Genomic DNA, 15,303 nt, shown 5'->3' with positions numbered 1-15,303 from the left:
AGTCGATGACCACGATTTCACTAATGCGTGGTAGGAAGCGTGCGCCATAGCCTTCGCCTGCCCAAGGAGTGAGTACATCCACCCATGCTGAGTCGGTATCGTTGTTGTTGCTGCCTGCGCCACCATCGTGGCTATGGTCTTCATTACGGGTAAATAGGAAGCGAACTTTGATTCGTCCCCATTCATCCACATGGATTTCTTCGCCTTCGGGTCCCACCACTCTTGCACGTTGTGGGTGAGCAGTTGGACGGTGTTGCAGTGGATGGTATTCGGGTACGGTTTTGATGTTGCGGCGTTGTAGTGTCAGTTGGTTGGCTTGGCGTTCTTCTGGGTTTGTGTTTTGGTGATCTTGCCATTGGCTTTGGGTGATCAGCTGATGGACTTGTTGTTGTAAGTCTTTTGGGAGGTTGTTTTGGTTGTAGTAGCTTTTGGCAGTGATTAGAAATTCTTGGTCTGCACCACTGTGTTGGTCGATCTCTGGGTGTTCGTTGAGTTTAAACCAGTAGCCCACTTGGGTGTCTCGTACGGTGGTGCTGGCGATAAATTGTTTGGCTTGGGCATCATGGTAGTGACTGAGGTGTTGGTTCAGTTTTTCGATTTGGGTGTTGCCTGAAGCGGTTGCACCATCTTCACCGTTGAGGTCTTGCATCCATGCTGGAGTGAAGTGCCATGCGTCTTCGAGTCCTAAGCTGGCGTTGTCGTGTTGTTGGCTATGTTGGTGTTTGCTTTGGACGCTACCTGCCCCATCTTCTTGTTCTAGGGCATCGGCTTGCCAGCGTTGGATATGGACTGCGGTCGGTTGTAGGGAGCGTTCAGCAACCAGGCTGGTCATGCTGTCGTATTGTTCGGTAGCACTGCTACGGTGGTAGCGAATTGTTCTTCGTTCTAGGGCTTGGTATTGGCTGTTGTCATCGATCAAGCGAAGTTTTTGGGCTTGGATGGGGTTGTTGCTATTGGCAACGCTGAGTTGGGCTTCGTCGATGAGCCAGTTAATGCCTTCGCTTCGGAGCAGTCGGGTAATGAAGTCGTAGTCGCTTTCATTGGCTTGCATCACAAAGGGACGGATGTCGTAGTCTTGTTTGATACCACCAAGGTCGAGTATAAGACTCGATGCAAATAGCGGGCTACGTTGTTGCCATTCTTTGAATAGGGTTTGTACGATGTCGAGTACAGTTTTATTCATAAACACACGGCTGTTTCGGCGCTTATGCCACAGTGCAGTTGCATCTTGGAGTTTGAGTTTATAGAGGGTGAGACTACCGTCAGATTGTCCCTGGATAGCTTCAGTGATAATCCCTGTGGTTCTAAAGAGTGTGCCTGTATCGGTAACTTGGTCTATCGCTGCCTGACAACCGATGAATTGTTTTAAGGGGATGGTGGCATTGGTTGAAAGGCAGATCAGTTCTGCGGTCATGCCCTGATTAATGGCGTGCTGACCTTGAATTTTTTGAAGGAAGACTTGTTGATTTAAGCTCGGATTGGCAAATTGTATGTGGATCGCACGTTTTTGTGATGTGAGACCTAACTGGTCAAGGGCTTGGAATATATTGTTCAACATTTGTTATAAAAATATTGCCTAAAATCTCGAGCATTCTATAAGAAACATACAAGTTCGTCTATGTATTTAATGTTATAGATCTGGCGCAAAAGTCAATGCCTCCGTCTAAGTGACTCGTCGTAGACAGTGATTATTGCTATACTATCGATCCTGTTTTTGCTGTCCCCATGTTCATGTCATCATCTGTGCAACATTCGCTTATTGTTCAAATAGACCAACACTTACCCCAAACACAATGCGGTTTGTGTGGACATCGTGACGGTTGTTTACCTTATGCTAAAGCTATTGCAGAAGGTGAAGAAGCCAACAAATGTGTACCAGGTGGACAACCAGTTGCCGATGCTTTGGCAACACTTTTAAAGCGCCCTCGATTGGTTGCTGAACCAAGTGTTTGGGAGGTTCAGGCAGATGGTCGCCCACAACGTATGAAGGCGATCATTCGTGAGGATGAATGTATTGGATGTACCAAATGTATTAGCGCTTGCCCTGTCGATGCGATTCTTGGCAGTGGAAAATTAATGCATAGTATTTTGACAGACTTGTGTACAGGCTGTGAGTTATGTATTCCTCCTTGTCCCGTTGACTGCATTGATTTAGTAGCAGATACCAAACCATTGCCAACTGAAGAACAACGTGCAACTGAACAAGATGATTTAAGGCATCGCTATTACGCACATATTCAACGTGAAGAACAACGTCGTATTCACCGTAAAGGCCCCATTGTACGTGCTGAGATTGATGCTGAATTTTTTGCCCAATTTTCTCAGTCAGCAAACAATGTTCCTGTCATTACACTGGTCGAGCAACCAAAAGAAAAACCAACACTCGATGCAAAAACCACGATTGAACTTGCCAAGATTCGCACTCAAATCAAGAAATTAGAAAAGCAACTCAATGTACGTGCGGATGAACAAAAACAAACACAGCTCATTGCGCTCCAACAACGTTTGAATGAATTGCAAGGAATCTAAAAATGTCTGTCAAGAATATGACCAAAAAGCAAATTCAGATTTTCTTTGAACGTCTACGAGAGCAACGTCCAAATCCACAAACTGAGCTCAACTATAGTTCACCATTTGAACTGCTGATTGCTGTCATGCTTTCTGCACAAGCCACAGATGTTAGTGTCAATAAAGCGACCGATAAGCTTTATCCAATTGCAAATACGGCACAAGCCATTTTAAATCTCGGTGTTGATGGCTTAAAAGAATATATTAAGACGATCGGTCTCTATAATGCCAAAGCAGAAAACGTGATCAAGACTTGTCAGATTTTGGTCAACCAATATCAAGGTCAAGTTCCTGAAACCCGTAAAGAACTTGAAGCTCTACCCGGTGTGGGGCGTAAGACTGCCAACGTTGTTCTAAATACCGCATTTGGTCAACCCACTATGGCAGTGGACACACATATTTTCCGGGTTGGTAATCGCACAGGTTTAGCTCTTGGAAAAAATGTGCTCGAAGTTGAAGATCGGCTCATTAAAGTCATTCCTAAAGAATTTATCATCGATGCACACCATTGGTTAATCTTGCATGGGCGTTATTGTTGTATTGCACGCAAACCCAAATGTGGTGAATGCATTGTCTCAGATGTATGTCATTGGCCCGACCGTTTTGAGTTTGGAGCAAATAAAGTGATTCCAGTAAAAAATCTCAATTAATCTTGAGATTTTTTTTGCTGTTGTAATTTAGGATGAAGCTGGCGCGCTTTACCATATTTTTTATTTTCTAAAGCCTGCTGCTGTTGTACATGGCGCAACATTTTTTGGCTTTGGTACAATAAAAAAAGTAATAATGCAAAACTCAAAACCACAACTACAATCAAGATAAACTTTAGCATTGTTTTTCTCCCAAATAAAAAGAGCTCTATATTCAGAGCTCTTTTGTTATCAACAATTTAGATTATTTATCTAAGATTGAAAATAAATCTTTTTGAACATCTTCAATGGCGCGTAAACCATCCAACTTGTTATAAGTTGGCGCATTTTCACCTGAAGCAGCACGTCCTTGGTAGAAACCAACCAATTGCTCAGTCTCGCTATGATATGAACCGAGACGCTTACGAATGGTTTCTTCTTGGTCATCTGGACGTTGTACAAGTTCTTCACCTGTTTCATCATCTTTACCTTCCACTTTTGGTGGATTGTAAACAATGTGATATACACGGCCAGAAGCAGGATGTTGACGACGACCTGAAAGACGTTGAACAATCTCTTCGTCTGGTACATCAATCTCAATCACATGATCAATGCTGATACCAGCGACTTCTAATGCTTCAGCTTGCGGAATAGTACGTGGGAAACCGTCAAAAATACAACCATTTTCACAGTCAGGCTGAGCAATACGTTCTTTAACTAAGCCAATAATTAGCTCGTCAGAAACCAAACCACCTGACTCCATTACGCTTTTTGCTTTTAAGCCAAGTTCAGTACCTTCACGAATTGCAGCACGGAGCATATCACCGGTTGAAATTTGTGGGATATTGTAGCGCTTACAGATCAACTGAGCTTGGGTACCTTTGCCTGCCCCAGGTGGTCCGAGTAAAATAATGCGCATAAAGAACATCCTCATCTAAAAACAATAAATCTTAAATTGAGCAATATCATACAGATTTATCACTCAACCAACATCAAATTAATTATAAGAAAGCAACAAATAAGTGAATTAAACCAGCGAAGAAACCAGTTACACCACCCAGTACAATTAAAATCCATTCATCCTCTTGGAATGCAGGGCGTAATAAGTTCTGGAATTCTTTCGGTGTCAGTTCACGAATTCGATCTCTAAACATTTGAAAGATTTTCTGCGCACGGCTTGCATTCAAGGCTGGATCACATACTGGACCCATGGTAATTTCAATCGAACGATCAATCAAGTCGGTCTTTAGTCTAGCATACTCTCTTGGACCTAAAGATAATTGCAATGATGTTCGTACCAAAGGTGTTTCCATAATTTCATTGATATGACGTTTGACAATACGGCGGGTTTTATCTTTTTTACTGCCATACATCATTTCAGTCATAATCGATTTTAGTGTAATCAAATCTTCCGTTACGACACTGGCAAATACATCTGAAACTTCATCTTGACGTTTCATAAATGCACCTTGCACATTGTAAGTACCAATCTTAAGTACTGGCACAATCCAAGGGAATTTACGGTCTTTGGTTAAACGGAAAATCTGAGGATAACGGATCAGATGTGGTTCAATTGGATTGAATACCATCCAGATCGCAATCCAGTTGGTCAAGAAGCCCCAAATTGCCGCCCAAAACGGAACTGTCCAATGCCAAGGCACGATAAACCACACAATCATTTGGAAAATACCAAAGAACATCCCGATCAATGCACTGATATGCCAAATAAAGTTAATTTCTTTTTGACCGACTTTGAGGAACATGCGCACCATTAAACGACGATCACCTTCCATTTGGCTCACGACCATTTCACGCATATCAACCAATGACTCAACGTTCATGGTCAGTTCAGTCACCAACTCTTTAAGCGTATTTGGTAACTGTTTATGTGCTTGGGCATAAATACGACGCTTAATCGAATATGGCAAGTTTTCCCATAGCACCGCATTTCGATCAATCATGACCTCATCAATCAAGTGTTCAAGTTCAAATCCGACTTGCTCACCAATGATCATTGCCATGTCTTCAGGATCCATCGCCTCTAAAAACTCACGCAATGAACCCAATTTCGATAGTGTATTGTCAGTAATAATGCCTGAAATACGCCCTGCTTTGCGGGGCACGATTCCTTGCCATCCTACGGGCAATGGCCCTAAGTGAAATCCCCAAAAATTAATTGGGTAGAACACCATTTTTAAAGCCATCCACACGTGCGCCCAAGTCACAAAAGCAGTGACAGGTATAATGCTGAGGACTGCCCAAAAATCTGGACGAGCTAAAAAAATCTGCCACAATTCATTGACGTAATCAAACATGCACGACTCTCAGAATTATTGATACATTATGACTCATAGGCGTTAAACAACTTGTTCACACTTATAAGCCAAAACTTAAGGTATAAGAGAATTGAATGGTAGGTTCTGTTCTCTCAATGAGATCACCGTTCGCATTTTTCATACGCTCACCTGCTCCAATTCCCACACTAAAAGTACTGATTCGTTCAGAATTCAACCACACGAACGCAAGATCTACACCTGCGCCTAAACGCGCTTTTTCTTCATTATCAATCTGTTTACTTTCAATATGGCCAACATACGCACCGATGTAATAACCATTTTTATCTGTACCTGTTAAATGGTAAGGATAACGAAATCCAATTTGTCCACCTGCAGGATTTTCATCATTCATAAATGCACCCGCTTTGGCATAGGCGATTCCATACGGATTTACCCATTCCAAATTGGCGTGCAATAATTTTTTGGTAAAACCTGCTCCAACATTCCATGTTGAAACTTTTGCATCTGTCAATTTCGCTTCTGGAAGAAATGGGTTTCCTTCAGCATGCGCTAAACCACTAAGTGCCGTAACCGCGAGTAAAAGATAAATTTTTCTCATTATTTTCTCCATTTTCCCTAAGAGTGTGTATTGGTATGTCCTATCTCAAGCCGTTTGTGACTTTAACAGAATTATTTTGCTTCTAATATACAAGACCGTACAATTTTAATGTCTGCAAAGTCAAAAACGGCCAATCAAACATTTGCATGATTCGTTGAAAATTCTACAGTAAGATCATGCAACTTACGTTAAAATATTCAGTCTTTGTATTCTCTCAATCTTGTAATTAAGTCGATACCCTATGAAACAGCACTTTCCTTTAAAAAACATGCAACAAGAAAAGCGCATTTATAAGGGTCGAATTTTCTTTGCAATGTTTGTTGTCGCAACTTTTTTATTGTTGCTGCTTTGTCGTTATGCATATTTACAGATTGTTCATTACGATGATTTTACAACGGCATCAGACAAAAACAGGATTCGCTTGCAACCCTTGCCACCTGCGCGGGGTTATATTTATGACCGTAATGGTATTTTATTAGCAGATAACTATCCCGTCTTCACAGCCACGCTTAGCCGTACAGATGTCAGTGATATTGAAGATACATTAGAACGCTTGATTCCTGTATTAAGCCTGACACAAGAAGATGTAGATCGTTTCAAAAGTCGTGTCAAAACTGCCAGAAAAACTGAACGTATCGCCATCAAGCTCAACTTAAATGAAGCCGATATTGCTAAATTCAGTGAAGTCAAATATGCATTTCCTGGGGTAAAAATTGAAACACAAATGACGCGCTACTATCCGTTTGGCGAATTATTTGCCCACGTTATAGGCTATGTTGGACGTATCAATGATCGAGAATTAAGAGCGATTGATAAAGACTTATACGCTGGAACAAACCTGATCGGAAAAATCGGCGTAGAAAAAAGCTATGAAGAACTCCTTCATGGACACCCAGGCTATGAATCTGTTGAAGCCGATGCGCACGGCAATGTGCTTCGTAAGCTAGGACGCAAAGATCCAACACGTGGCAATGATTTATATTTATCCTTGGATTATGGTTTACAAACCATTGCATCGGAACAATTAGCTGGACGACGTGGCGCAATTGTGGCCATGGATCCACGTACAGGTGAAATTTTAGCGCTCGTTTCTAGCCCAAGCTTTAATCCGAACTTGTTCGTTACTGGCATTAGTTATGATGATTATGGTTCGCTACGGGATAACCCTGATCAGCCATTATTTAATCGTGCAGTCCAAGGTGTATACCCTCCAGGTTCAACCATTAAGCCAATGTTTGGCTTAGGCGGGATTCATTATGGTTTAGTGGATTGGAATACAGCAATTTCCGATCCAGGTTATTTCTCCCTGCCTGGGGATAGCCATCGCTTCCGCGACCATAAAAAGACGGGTCATGGACTCGTAAATATGCACAAAGCTCAAATCGTTTCTTGTGATACCTATTTCTATGTCTTGTCTTATCGCATGGGCATTGAAAAAATGAATGAGTGGATGCGTCAATTCGGGTTTGGTGAAAAAACAGGAATTGATCTACCTAGTGAAAGTACTGGCCTATATCCAAGCCCGGAATGGAAAATGAGAACCCGAAATGCCAAATGGTTAAAAGGTGAAACCATTTCTGTGAGTATTGGACAAGGTGCTTTTACAGCTACACCGCTGCAATTGGCAATGGCAACTGCGATTACCGCCAATCAAGGTGCGCACGTTACCCCGCATGTATTGCGGGAAACCAAAGGCACAAAAAAACATGATGTTCACAATGCGCCTGATGGGCAAATCAAATTTAGCGGAACGCTGGATGATTGGATCAAAATGCGTGAAGCGATGGTTGATGTCATTCAATCGGGTACTGGTCGAGGTATCAAAAGCGGTTTGCAGTATTCAATTGCAGGTAAAACGGGTACTGCCCAAGTTAAAAGTATTGCACAGGGTAAGCGATATAACGAAGCTGCTCTCTCTGAACGTCAGCGCGATCATGGTTTATTTGTTGGTTTTGCCCCTGCTGAAAATCCAGAAATAGCCATTGCGGTGGTCTGGGAAAATGGTCGAAGCGGCGGCGCAGCAACACAAATCGCGCGTCCGATTTTTGACTATTGGCTGGTTAAGCGCAAAACTGAACCATTGCGACCAGCCAATCACCAAATCAGTGGCGGTCTAATGACTGCAGGAATCAAACCAGGTGAATTGCCAAGTGGAAATGTATCGACGACTGCCCCTACACCATCACCATCCGAGCAACCAACTCAACCTGCCAATGGAACCTCTGAATAATGAAAAATCAGCTACGTATTATTGGTGGGGAATGGAAACGACGTGTTTTACCATTTGCCAGTATCGAAGGATTGCGTCCTACGCCTGATCGCGTACGGGAAACTTTATTTAACTGGTTAATGTGGGATATTCAAAATGCACAGGTCTTAGATCTGTGCAGTGGTTCAGGTGCACTGGGGTTTGAAGCACTATCACGTGGTGCAGCACAAGTCGTGATGATCGAACCGAATGTCACCCAAGCACGTTATTTAAAAGACAATCTTCAGCTACTAAAAACTCAAAACTGCCGCCTAATCATCAGTACTGCTCAACAAGCATTAAATAAATTAACTGAGCAATTTGATGTCGTGTTTCTTGATCCACCCTATAGCCTCGATTTATGGCAAGAGTTATCAACACTGGCAGATCCATTGATCAAAGATAACGCTTATATCTATGTTGAGGCAGACCGAGAACTATCCCAAATCCAGTTACCAGCGTCATGGCAAAAAATAAAGGAAACCAAAGCTGGACAAGTTCGAGCAGTGTTATACCAAAAGAAAATTTAAAATAGGCGTAACCAAAAAAAACGGATTAATTGCCCACGATCAAATGGAAAACTGGACAAATATTCATAGCCAATTCGATTGCTCGGATTAAACTGATACACAATGCCATATCCCAATGAAATGGAAAAATCATCTAAGGATAAGTTTTGTGTATCTCCTGTCAGCATCTTATGATTGAATTGATTGGTTTGATACGCGGTATAATTATAAATACGCCAACGCTCATCTTGAAAAAACATGTTATGTAAAATGGAATAATCCGTTTCGCTTTGCTGTGGATAAGCGGAATCAAATAGCTCCTCGGAGTCATCTTTTATGTCTGCAAAAAAATTATAATCCTCTGCATACGCAGCACTGGATAAAAGCAATAAAAGCCCACAGATAAAAACTTGCATCATTAGTTTCGGATATTGGAAGTCACAACAAAGTTAAGCTAAGGTCTAAAATAATTTTCATTATGTTAGACATAAACTATTATTTTATAAAATGAATATTATATACAATAATACACCTTCTAAAATTTTATCTTGAATAATATGAAACTTTTTTTCTTACTTGTGGCTATGCTAAGTTTAACGGGCTGTCTGTTTGGAAAATCCAATGAAGTACAACGCGCAGAGAAAATTTTTCAAAATTTTGAATGCAGTAATATTGAAACCAATCAGCTGACATCATCATCGATTTCTAGTTTTCATCAACAATCGCTTGCAGTAAATAAGGAAAAAGCCGGTTCTTATATTGAACAATATAAAAATGGTGAAGATCTCTTTGACATTCCCTTAGATGAAGTTGTACAACAAAAATATCAATTATATAAACAAGCATGTCAGGCACTCGGCGGCATTCCCTCAGCAAAACACACCATCCGTATTGAAGATGCTGAATAGGATCTAAGCGAAGTGTTAGACCTCAATTGAGATATAGCATGATCGAAAAAAACTTTAATTTAAAACATTATATTTCATTCGCGATAATGCTGGTTGTTATCATTATCGCAAGTATCAATCCGCTAGAATTTGCATCTTATTTATTACACCAAGCAGGTACTGTCATCATGCTGATTGTTCTCATCGTTACGATGAAGAAAATCGGTCTCAGTTTCATTAGTTTTTCTTTATATTTAGCTTTTCTATTTATTCACATTATTGGAGCACATTATTTATATTCTTTTGTTCCATATAATGAGTGGATCATAAACCTCTTTGGTTTTGATTTGGATCAAACGATGGGATGGTCACGTAACATGTATGATCGACTGGTTCATTTTGCTTATGGTGTATTACTATACCCATTTTTTTATCGTTGTTTTCAAGTTTGGATCCCCTCAGCAAAACCCTTCACTCTATTTTTACTCGTCGTCCAGTTTGTCATGGCATCCAGTATGGTTTACGAGTTGCTCGAATGGGGGCTATCCATCGGACTATCTCCCGAAGACGCAGAAAATTATAACGGTCAGCAAGGTGATATGTGGGATGCACATACTGACATGTTTCTTGCGACCATCGGTGCGATGTTAATAGGTATTGTGTATTACTATCAAACAAAAAATGCCTATACCACCCGCTCAGTATAAGCATCTATTTGCACAACACACCCAATGATTTAAATGATTGGGTGTTGAACGTTATCAAGTAAGGCAAAAGGATCAGATTTGATCGACTGTGAATAATCTGTATACGTTGTATTCAGCGCTGTATCCGATACACTTGTATCTGCTGGAACACCAGTTTGTTCAGGAACAAGTTGATCCAGTACATCATCCAGTTGATTAGAATATTGATCGGATGAGATTAAGACCTCATCTAGCGCAATCGTTTCAAGTGGTTCAAAAGGCAGTGGATTCGCTTCAGTATTCGCAAGTAGTTTCTCTAAATCAATAGCGTCTATAAGTGAAATCTCAGCATGCTCAGTTTCGGATACTTCTATTTGAGCCATTTTATTGGTTGTTGCAGGAGCAACCACTGTAAAGTTAAATGCATCACTCACTTCACTAGTATTTCCAGCAGCATCTGTTTGGGTTAAGGTAATCTTATGTGATCCTAAAGCTAAATCTTGAGTAATTTCAAAACTCCACTTCCCATCATTCCCTACAGTCACTGTCCCAATCGGCTGACCATTGTCATAAATGGTTAATATCGCTTTCGCTTCCCCTCTTCCTGATAGCGTAGGTCTTGCATCATCCGTACTACCACCTGTACTAATCGGGCCTTTTACCGCCCCAACATCATCCACGACTTTTTCTAAAATAGGTTTGGTTGGCGCTATAGTATCTTTATTCCCAATAACATTTGCTTCAACTGAACGGTTACCAGCAGCATCAATTACATAAACCTTCCCGCTGTTTTTATCTGTTAAAGCTGGTGAAACAGTAACCGTAAATTTGCCATCAGCGCCGACTGTACCAGTACCGATCACTTTTCCGTCAGCACTTCTAATTTCAATTTTTGCATTGGCTTCAGCCGTGCCTGTTATGGTGTCTCCAGCCGCATTAATTTGCACAGTTGCCTGATCAGGTGCAATTGTATCTTTACCTGCATTAATTTCGACAGGTTTAGACTGATTACCCGCCGCATCTTCAATAGTAATCGTACCTTTTTTTCCATCAGTTAAGGCGGGGGAAATATTTACTTCAAATTTACCCTGCGCATCAACCGTACCACTGCCTATGACTTTTCCATCTGCGTCTTTAATCACTACTTTTGCATTGGCCTCAGCCTTACCTTGGATAACTGAACCTTCTTTATTTACTTCCACTAAGGGCTGTTCTGGCGCAACCGTATCTTTACCTGCTATCACTTTAGATGCTTCTGATTTATTGCCAGCAGCATCTTCGGCTATCACTGTGCCGCCTTTTTCATTGGTTAATGGTGGAGAAACTTGTATCGAGTACAAACCTTCTTTATTTGCTATAACAGTTCCCAATAATTTTCCATTAGAATCAAAAATAGATACTTTAGCATTGGCCTCAGTTTTACCGGTTACGATCGTACCTTCAGCATTCAGCTGAGCTATTGGCGCATCAGGTGCAATTGTATCTTTTTTTCCTGTTACAGACGTCCCTTGTGAAACGTTTCCTGCTCCATCTACAGCAACGACAGTGACCTTATTTCCATCCGTCAATTCCTGATCGAGTTTAATCGTATAGTTCCCTTGATCATCCGCTTGCCCACTTGCAATAACCTTACCTGTGGCATCTCGAATTAATATTTTAGCTTTTGCTTCAGTTTTACCTGAGATCGTTAATGCATCACTTGCTAAAGTCGCTGTAGGAGTTACGGGCGGTGTCATGTCTTTAGGTGAGTTATCACTCTTTTTATTGTCATCATCATCCTTTACTGCCCATAAATAAATTCCTTCAGCTGCAAGCGCAACCAGCCCAGCTTTCATCATCTGTGATTTCGTAATGCCAAAATCATCCGACCCATCTGGGTTCATTGGAGTTTGTGTTGGTGGCTGAGTGTAAGCGAATTGAGACAATTGGGTTGCAGGTACATAACGGATAAATTGACCAGACTGATCAAACTGTGCAACTTCATACGTTCCGTCAGCTTTTACAAGTGCTAAGCTATGCTCACTACTATTGTTTTCGTTGTAAAAACCAGTAATTACAATCTTTTCTCCATTTTTCAATGTAATGACAAGGTCACTCCCTTGCTTCACAATTGACTTTATATCTGCTTGAGTTACACCAATCTGGACAATTGAAGGCTGATTTAAAATCACTTCTTTCATTTGTGCATCTTGTAAAGTCATTAAATTTTTCTTTGAAGAAACGACAACGTTCGTCATTATTATGCTCACTGATCCATTATAATTTTAAGGACTTATTGATTAATGAATAATTAAGTTATTAATCTAGCAATTAAAATATCAAATGATGACTATAAGAACAATCATCTCTAAGCAAGTTTTGTCGCTTTTATTTAGCTGACCATTTGTTAAAACTGTGATCGCTTTGTATTTGAATGAATTAAATTTCTCTGTAAAAAAACCAGCCTTATTTAAGACTGGTTTTCAATATAATCCATCCTCAATTAGAATTTCGGATCGCGCATCTGTACCAAGCTACTATTTGCTTTAGCTAAGCTATCAGCCAACTTACCCATTACAGTTGGAATAAGATTCTCTGCCATTTGTGCTGCTTGTAAACCAAGTTTTTCACCAAAAGTTGGGCGCTTACGCGTATTAATCACATAGACATCATGCTGTGGCAATAAACTAAGTAAATATTCATCTGAAGTCTGAAGCTTATCTACCAAGTTTAATTGACAAGCATCTTCACCATACCAATGCTCACCAGTCGCAACTTTTTCTACATCCAATTGAGGACGATATTTTTCAATGAAATGTTTGAATAGAACATGAGTCTGTTGTAATTCTTCTTCAAATTTTGCTTTGCCTTCTGGTGTGTTTTCACCAAACATGGTCACTGTTCGTTTATATTGACCTGCCGTATAAAGTTCAAAATCAACATGATGCTGCTTGAGTAAACGATTAAAATTTGGCACTTGTGCTACAACACCAATAGATCCCACGACTGCGAATGGCGCTGAAATAATCTCACTGGCGATACATGCCATCATGTAACCGCCACTAGCAGCCACTTTATCTACGCAGATCGTCACATGAAAACCAGCATCACGCAAACGAACCAATTGTGCAGCAGCTAGTCCATAGCCGTGAACCATACCACCAGGGCTTTCTAAACGTACAACAACACGATCATGTCCTGCTTTTGCAGTCGCTAAAATCAAGGTAATTTCTTCACGAATTGTATCTACCGCCGAAGCTTGCATATCACCTTTAAAATCTAATACATATATTTTCTTATCATTCTTTTTACGTATTTTTGCTTCTTTCGCAAGCTGTTGAACGAGTTGCAATAATTCCAAACGAGAAGCTGTAGTTTGTGCAATTTTTTTTCTTTGTTCATTTACACGCGCGTTCAAATGGCTAATACGAATTTCAGCAGGAAATTTAGGTAAATGGAATAACATAAAATAAGTGCTCTTTAGTTCGGCTTTATTGCACTAAGATGCGGTCTGTTCAATAAAAATTCAATAGCGAATTTGCAAAATAGATTCATTTTCATCTATATACCATCTGAATTCAGCCGATATCTTTCTCTCGGATGAGTACGTTAAAACTGCATAAGGAAATGCTATATCAGTATGACTTTAGCAAAGCCGATACGATTCATATTTAAATAGTAGAAACATAAATATAAAAAAAGAGCCCGTAGGCCACTGCTGTCCCACAATTATTCCAAGAAGAACCTCAATTGAGGTTCTTCTTGTTTTCGCCACTTCTTATCGGGTAAAAAATAATGCCTTTAGATACTTCCTTTCAAATAAATTCACCTGAATAATTCTTAATAATCTTTGAATACTCCAGCCTTCCTGCGCCATATGTTTGGCAAAGCTCACTAGCAAGTAGGCGATTAATGCAATCCATATTTGTGTTTGTATTGCATTACGACTTCGGCCTAGAAATGATTTCAATTTTAAATTTTGCTTAATCGCTTTAAAGAATAGTTCTACTTTCCAACGATCTTTGTAGATCGCTGCAATCGTGGATGCCGCTAGATGGAAATTATTGCTTAGAAATTCGAAGCTCCTTTGCTTTTCAGCATCATAAAATTCTATACGCCTTAATCGCTTCGGCGCTCCTCTTTTCTTGGCATGGATACTCGTTAATTCAATGCATTCATCCGAAAGAATCCCCTTGCAAGCCAAAACCTTATAGCTCGATTTAACTTGATAAACTGTCTTTGGACGTAGTCGAGTCACAAAACTGATGTTCTGATCTGTTAACTGAGCAAACCATTGATAATCAATATATCCTTTATCAAATACCACAATACTTCCAGCAGGAAATCTAAGTGCTCTGCCTTGCACCATATCATTTTCAATGCCATCTCCAAGTGCCACGAATTCAGGGATGGTATTACTATGATTTAAACCAACGGACAGTTTAATGCTTGCTTTAGATTCATGTACTTTTGCCCATTCGCATAAGGACAGTGAAAGATCAATGTGGCTGGCATCAAGTGAGTACAGCGGATTTTTAAATCGAAATTTATGTGCAATCTTCGTGTTTTCACAATGCCGAAGTAACTGAGTAAATAATTGCTGATATAGACTGGCAGGCTGTTCTTCATTGATTCTTGCCAAGGTGCTTCGTGCAATAGTCTTAGCACCGAGATGATAGAGCTTTTCCTGTTGTGATTCGAGATTGGATTGAATATCTCTTAAGCTTTGCCGACAGGACAGCTGTGACATCAATATGGCAATAAACTGATCCCAGCGTGTGGCTGATCTTAATTTTTGTCCACAATGATGCTGCTTGGCAAGACGTTCAAAATCACATCGTGAAATAGGTTTAAGCAATTGATGAAATACGGTATTCTGATGTGACAAAACCTGAGTCCTTGTAG

Annotated in this window: 14 protein-coding genes and 1 pseudogene; 6 read left to right on the top strand and 9 right to left on the bottom strand. The window is 40.4% G+C overall.

Going from position 1 to position 15,303, the window contains the following annotated elements; all coding sequences use genetic code 11:
• Positions 1 to 1,558, bottom strand: a 1,558-nt coding sequence (locus DK207_RS13900) for a type VI secretion system Vgr family protein (protein ID WP_162540239.1), incomplete at its 3' end; no start/stop codon positions are given.
• Between the two features lie 173 nt (positions 1,559 to 1,731).
• Here DK207_RS13900 and DK207_RS13895 point away from each other — a divergent pair.
• Both DK207_RS13895 and nth read left to right on the top strand, forming a co-directional pair.
• On the top strand, positions 1,732 to 2,529 hold the full coding sequence (locus DK207_RS13895; protein ID WP_109441696.1) for an RnfABCDGE type electron transport complex subunit B: 798 nt from the start codon (positions 1,732 to 1,734) through the stop codon (positions 2,527 to 2,529).
• 2 nt (positions 2,530 to 2,531) lie between these two features.
• Positions 2,532 to 3,218, top strand: coding sequence for an endonuclease III (gene nth / locus DK207_RS13890; protein WP_109441692.1), 687 nt, complete (start codon positions 2,532 to 2,534; stop codon positions 3,216 to 3,218).
• Here nth and DK207_RS13885 read toward each other — a convergent pair.
• The 4 genes from DK207_RS13885 to DK207_RS13870 all read right to left on the bottom strand — a co-directional run bounded on the left by DK207_RS13885 (position 3,215) and on the right by DK207_RS13870 (position 6,089).
• Positions 3,215 to 3,397 carry a hypothetical protein gene (locus tag DK207_RS13885; RefSeq protein ID WP_109441691.1) on the bottom strand — a complete coding sequence of 61 codons (183 nt, stop codon included), beginning with the start codon at positions 3,395 to 3,397 and terminating at the stop codon, positions 3,215 to 3,217. The genes nth and DK207_RS13885 overlap by 4 nt on opposite strands.
• Positions 3,398 to 3,459: 62 nt before the next feature.
• Positions 3,460 to 4,113 carry an adenylate kinase gene (adk, locus tag DK207_RS13880; protein WP_109441690.1) on the bottom strand — a complete coding sequence of 218 codons (654 nt, stop codon included), beginning with the start codon at positions 4,111 to 4,113 and terminating at the stop codon, positions 3,460 to 3,462.
• 82 nt (positions 4,114 to 4,195) lie between these two features.
• The gene (locus tag DK207_RS13875; protein ID WP_109441689.1) at positions 4,196 to 5,509 is read right to left on the bottom strand and encodes a hypothetical protein; all 1,314 of its coding nucleotides are present in this window, start codon (positions 5,507 to 5,509) and stop codon (positions 4,196 to 4,198) included.
• Between the two features lie 61 nt (positions 5,510 to 5,570).
• Positions 5,571 to 6,089, bottom strand: a complete 519-nt coding sequence (locus DK207_RS13870) for a hypothetical protein (RefSeq protein ID WP_109441688.1) — start codon at positions 6,087 to 6,089, stop codon at positions 5,571 to 5,573.
• A gap of 241 nt (positions 6,090 to 6,330) precedes the next feature.
• Here DK207_RS13870 and mrdA point away from each other — a divergent pair, with 241 nt between their 5' ends.
• Both mrdA and rsmD read left to right on the top strand, forming a co-directional pair.
• Positions 6,331 to 8,319: a penicillin-binding protein 2 gene (mrdA, locus tag DK207_RS13865; protein ID WP_109441687.1), complete on the top strand. Its 1,989-nt coding sequence runs from the start codon at positions 6,331 to 6,333 to the stop codon at positions 8,317 to 8,319.
• Positions 8,319 to 8,867, top strand: a complete 549-nt coding sequence (rsmD, locus tag DK207_RS13860) for a 16S rRNA (guanine(966)-N(2))-methyltransferase RsmD (RefSeq protein ID WP_109441686.1) — start codon at positions 8,319 to 8,321, stop codon at positions 8,865 to 8,867. Before mrdA ends, rsmD begins: the two co-directional genes overlap by 1 nt.
• Here the strand turns inward: rsmD and DK207_RS13855 are convergent.
• A complete protein-coding gene (locus DK207_RS13855; protein WP_109441685.1) occupies positions 8,864 to 9,262 on the bottom strand; it encodes a hypothetical protein in 399 nt (132 codons plus the stop codon). The genes rsmD and DK207_RS13855 overlap by 4 nt on opposite strands.
• A gap of 141 nt (positions 9,263 to 9,403) precedes the next feature.
• Between DK207_RS13855 and DK207_RS13850 the strand changes: the two genes are divergently transcribed.
• Positions 9,404 to 9,754 (top strand): hypothetical protein, encoded by a 351-nt coding sequence (locus DK207_RS13850; RefSeq protein WP_109441684.1) that lies wholly within the window; start codon positions 9,404 to 9,406, stop codon positions 9,752 to 9,754.
• A 38-nt stretch (positions 9,755 to 9,792) separates the two neighbouring features.
• Positions 9,793 to 10,440, top strand: a complete 648-nt coding sequence (locus DK207_RS13845; RefSeq protein ID WP_109441683.1) for a DUF2238 domain-containing protein — start codon at positions 9,793 to 9,795, stop codon at positions 10,438 to 10,440.
• A gap of 29 nt (positions 10,441 to 10,469) precedes the next feature.
• Here the strand turns inward: DK207_RS13845 and blp2 are convergent, their stop codons facing one another.
• The 3 genes and pseudogenes from blp2 to DK207_RS13830 all read right to left on the bottom strand — a co-directional run bounded on the left by blp2 (position 10,470) and on the right by DK207_RS13830 (position 15,286).
• On the bottom strand, positions 10,470 to 12,656 hold the full coding sequence (blp2, locus tag DK207_RS13840; protein ID WP_109441682.1) for an Ig-like repeat protein Blp2: 2,187 nt from the start codon (positions 12,654 to 12,656) through the stop codon (positions 10,470 to 10,472).
• Between the two features lie 245 nt (positions 12,657 to 12,901).
• Positions 12,902 to 13,864: a protease SohB gene (sohB, locus tag DK207_RS13835; protein WP_109441681.1), complete on the bottom strand. Its 963-nt coding sequence runs from the start codon at positions 13,862 to 13,864 to the stop codon at positions 12,902 to 12,904.
• A gap of 263 nt (positions 13,865 to 14,127) precedes the next feature.
• Positions 14,128 to 15,286: pseudogene (locus tag DK207_RS13830) on the bottom strand (IS4 family transposase).
• Positions 15,287 to 15,303 lie beyond the last annotated feature (17 nt).

The organism is Acinetobacter haemolyticus (genome assembly GCF_900406815.1).
GTDB classification, from domain to species: domain Bacteria; phylum Pseudomonadota; class Gammaproteobacteria; order Pseudomonadales; family Moraxellaceae; genus Acinetobacter; species Acinetobacter haemolyticus_A.
This window is presented reverse-complemented; position numbering and strand designations above follow the sequence as displayed.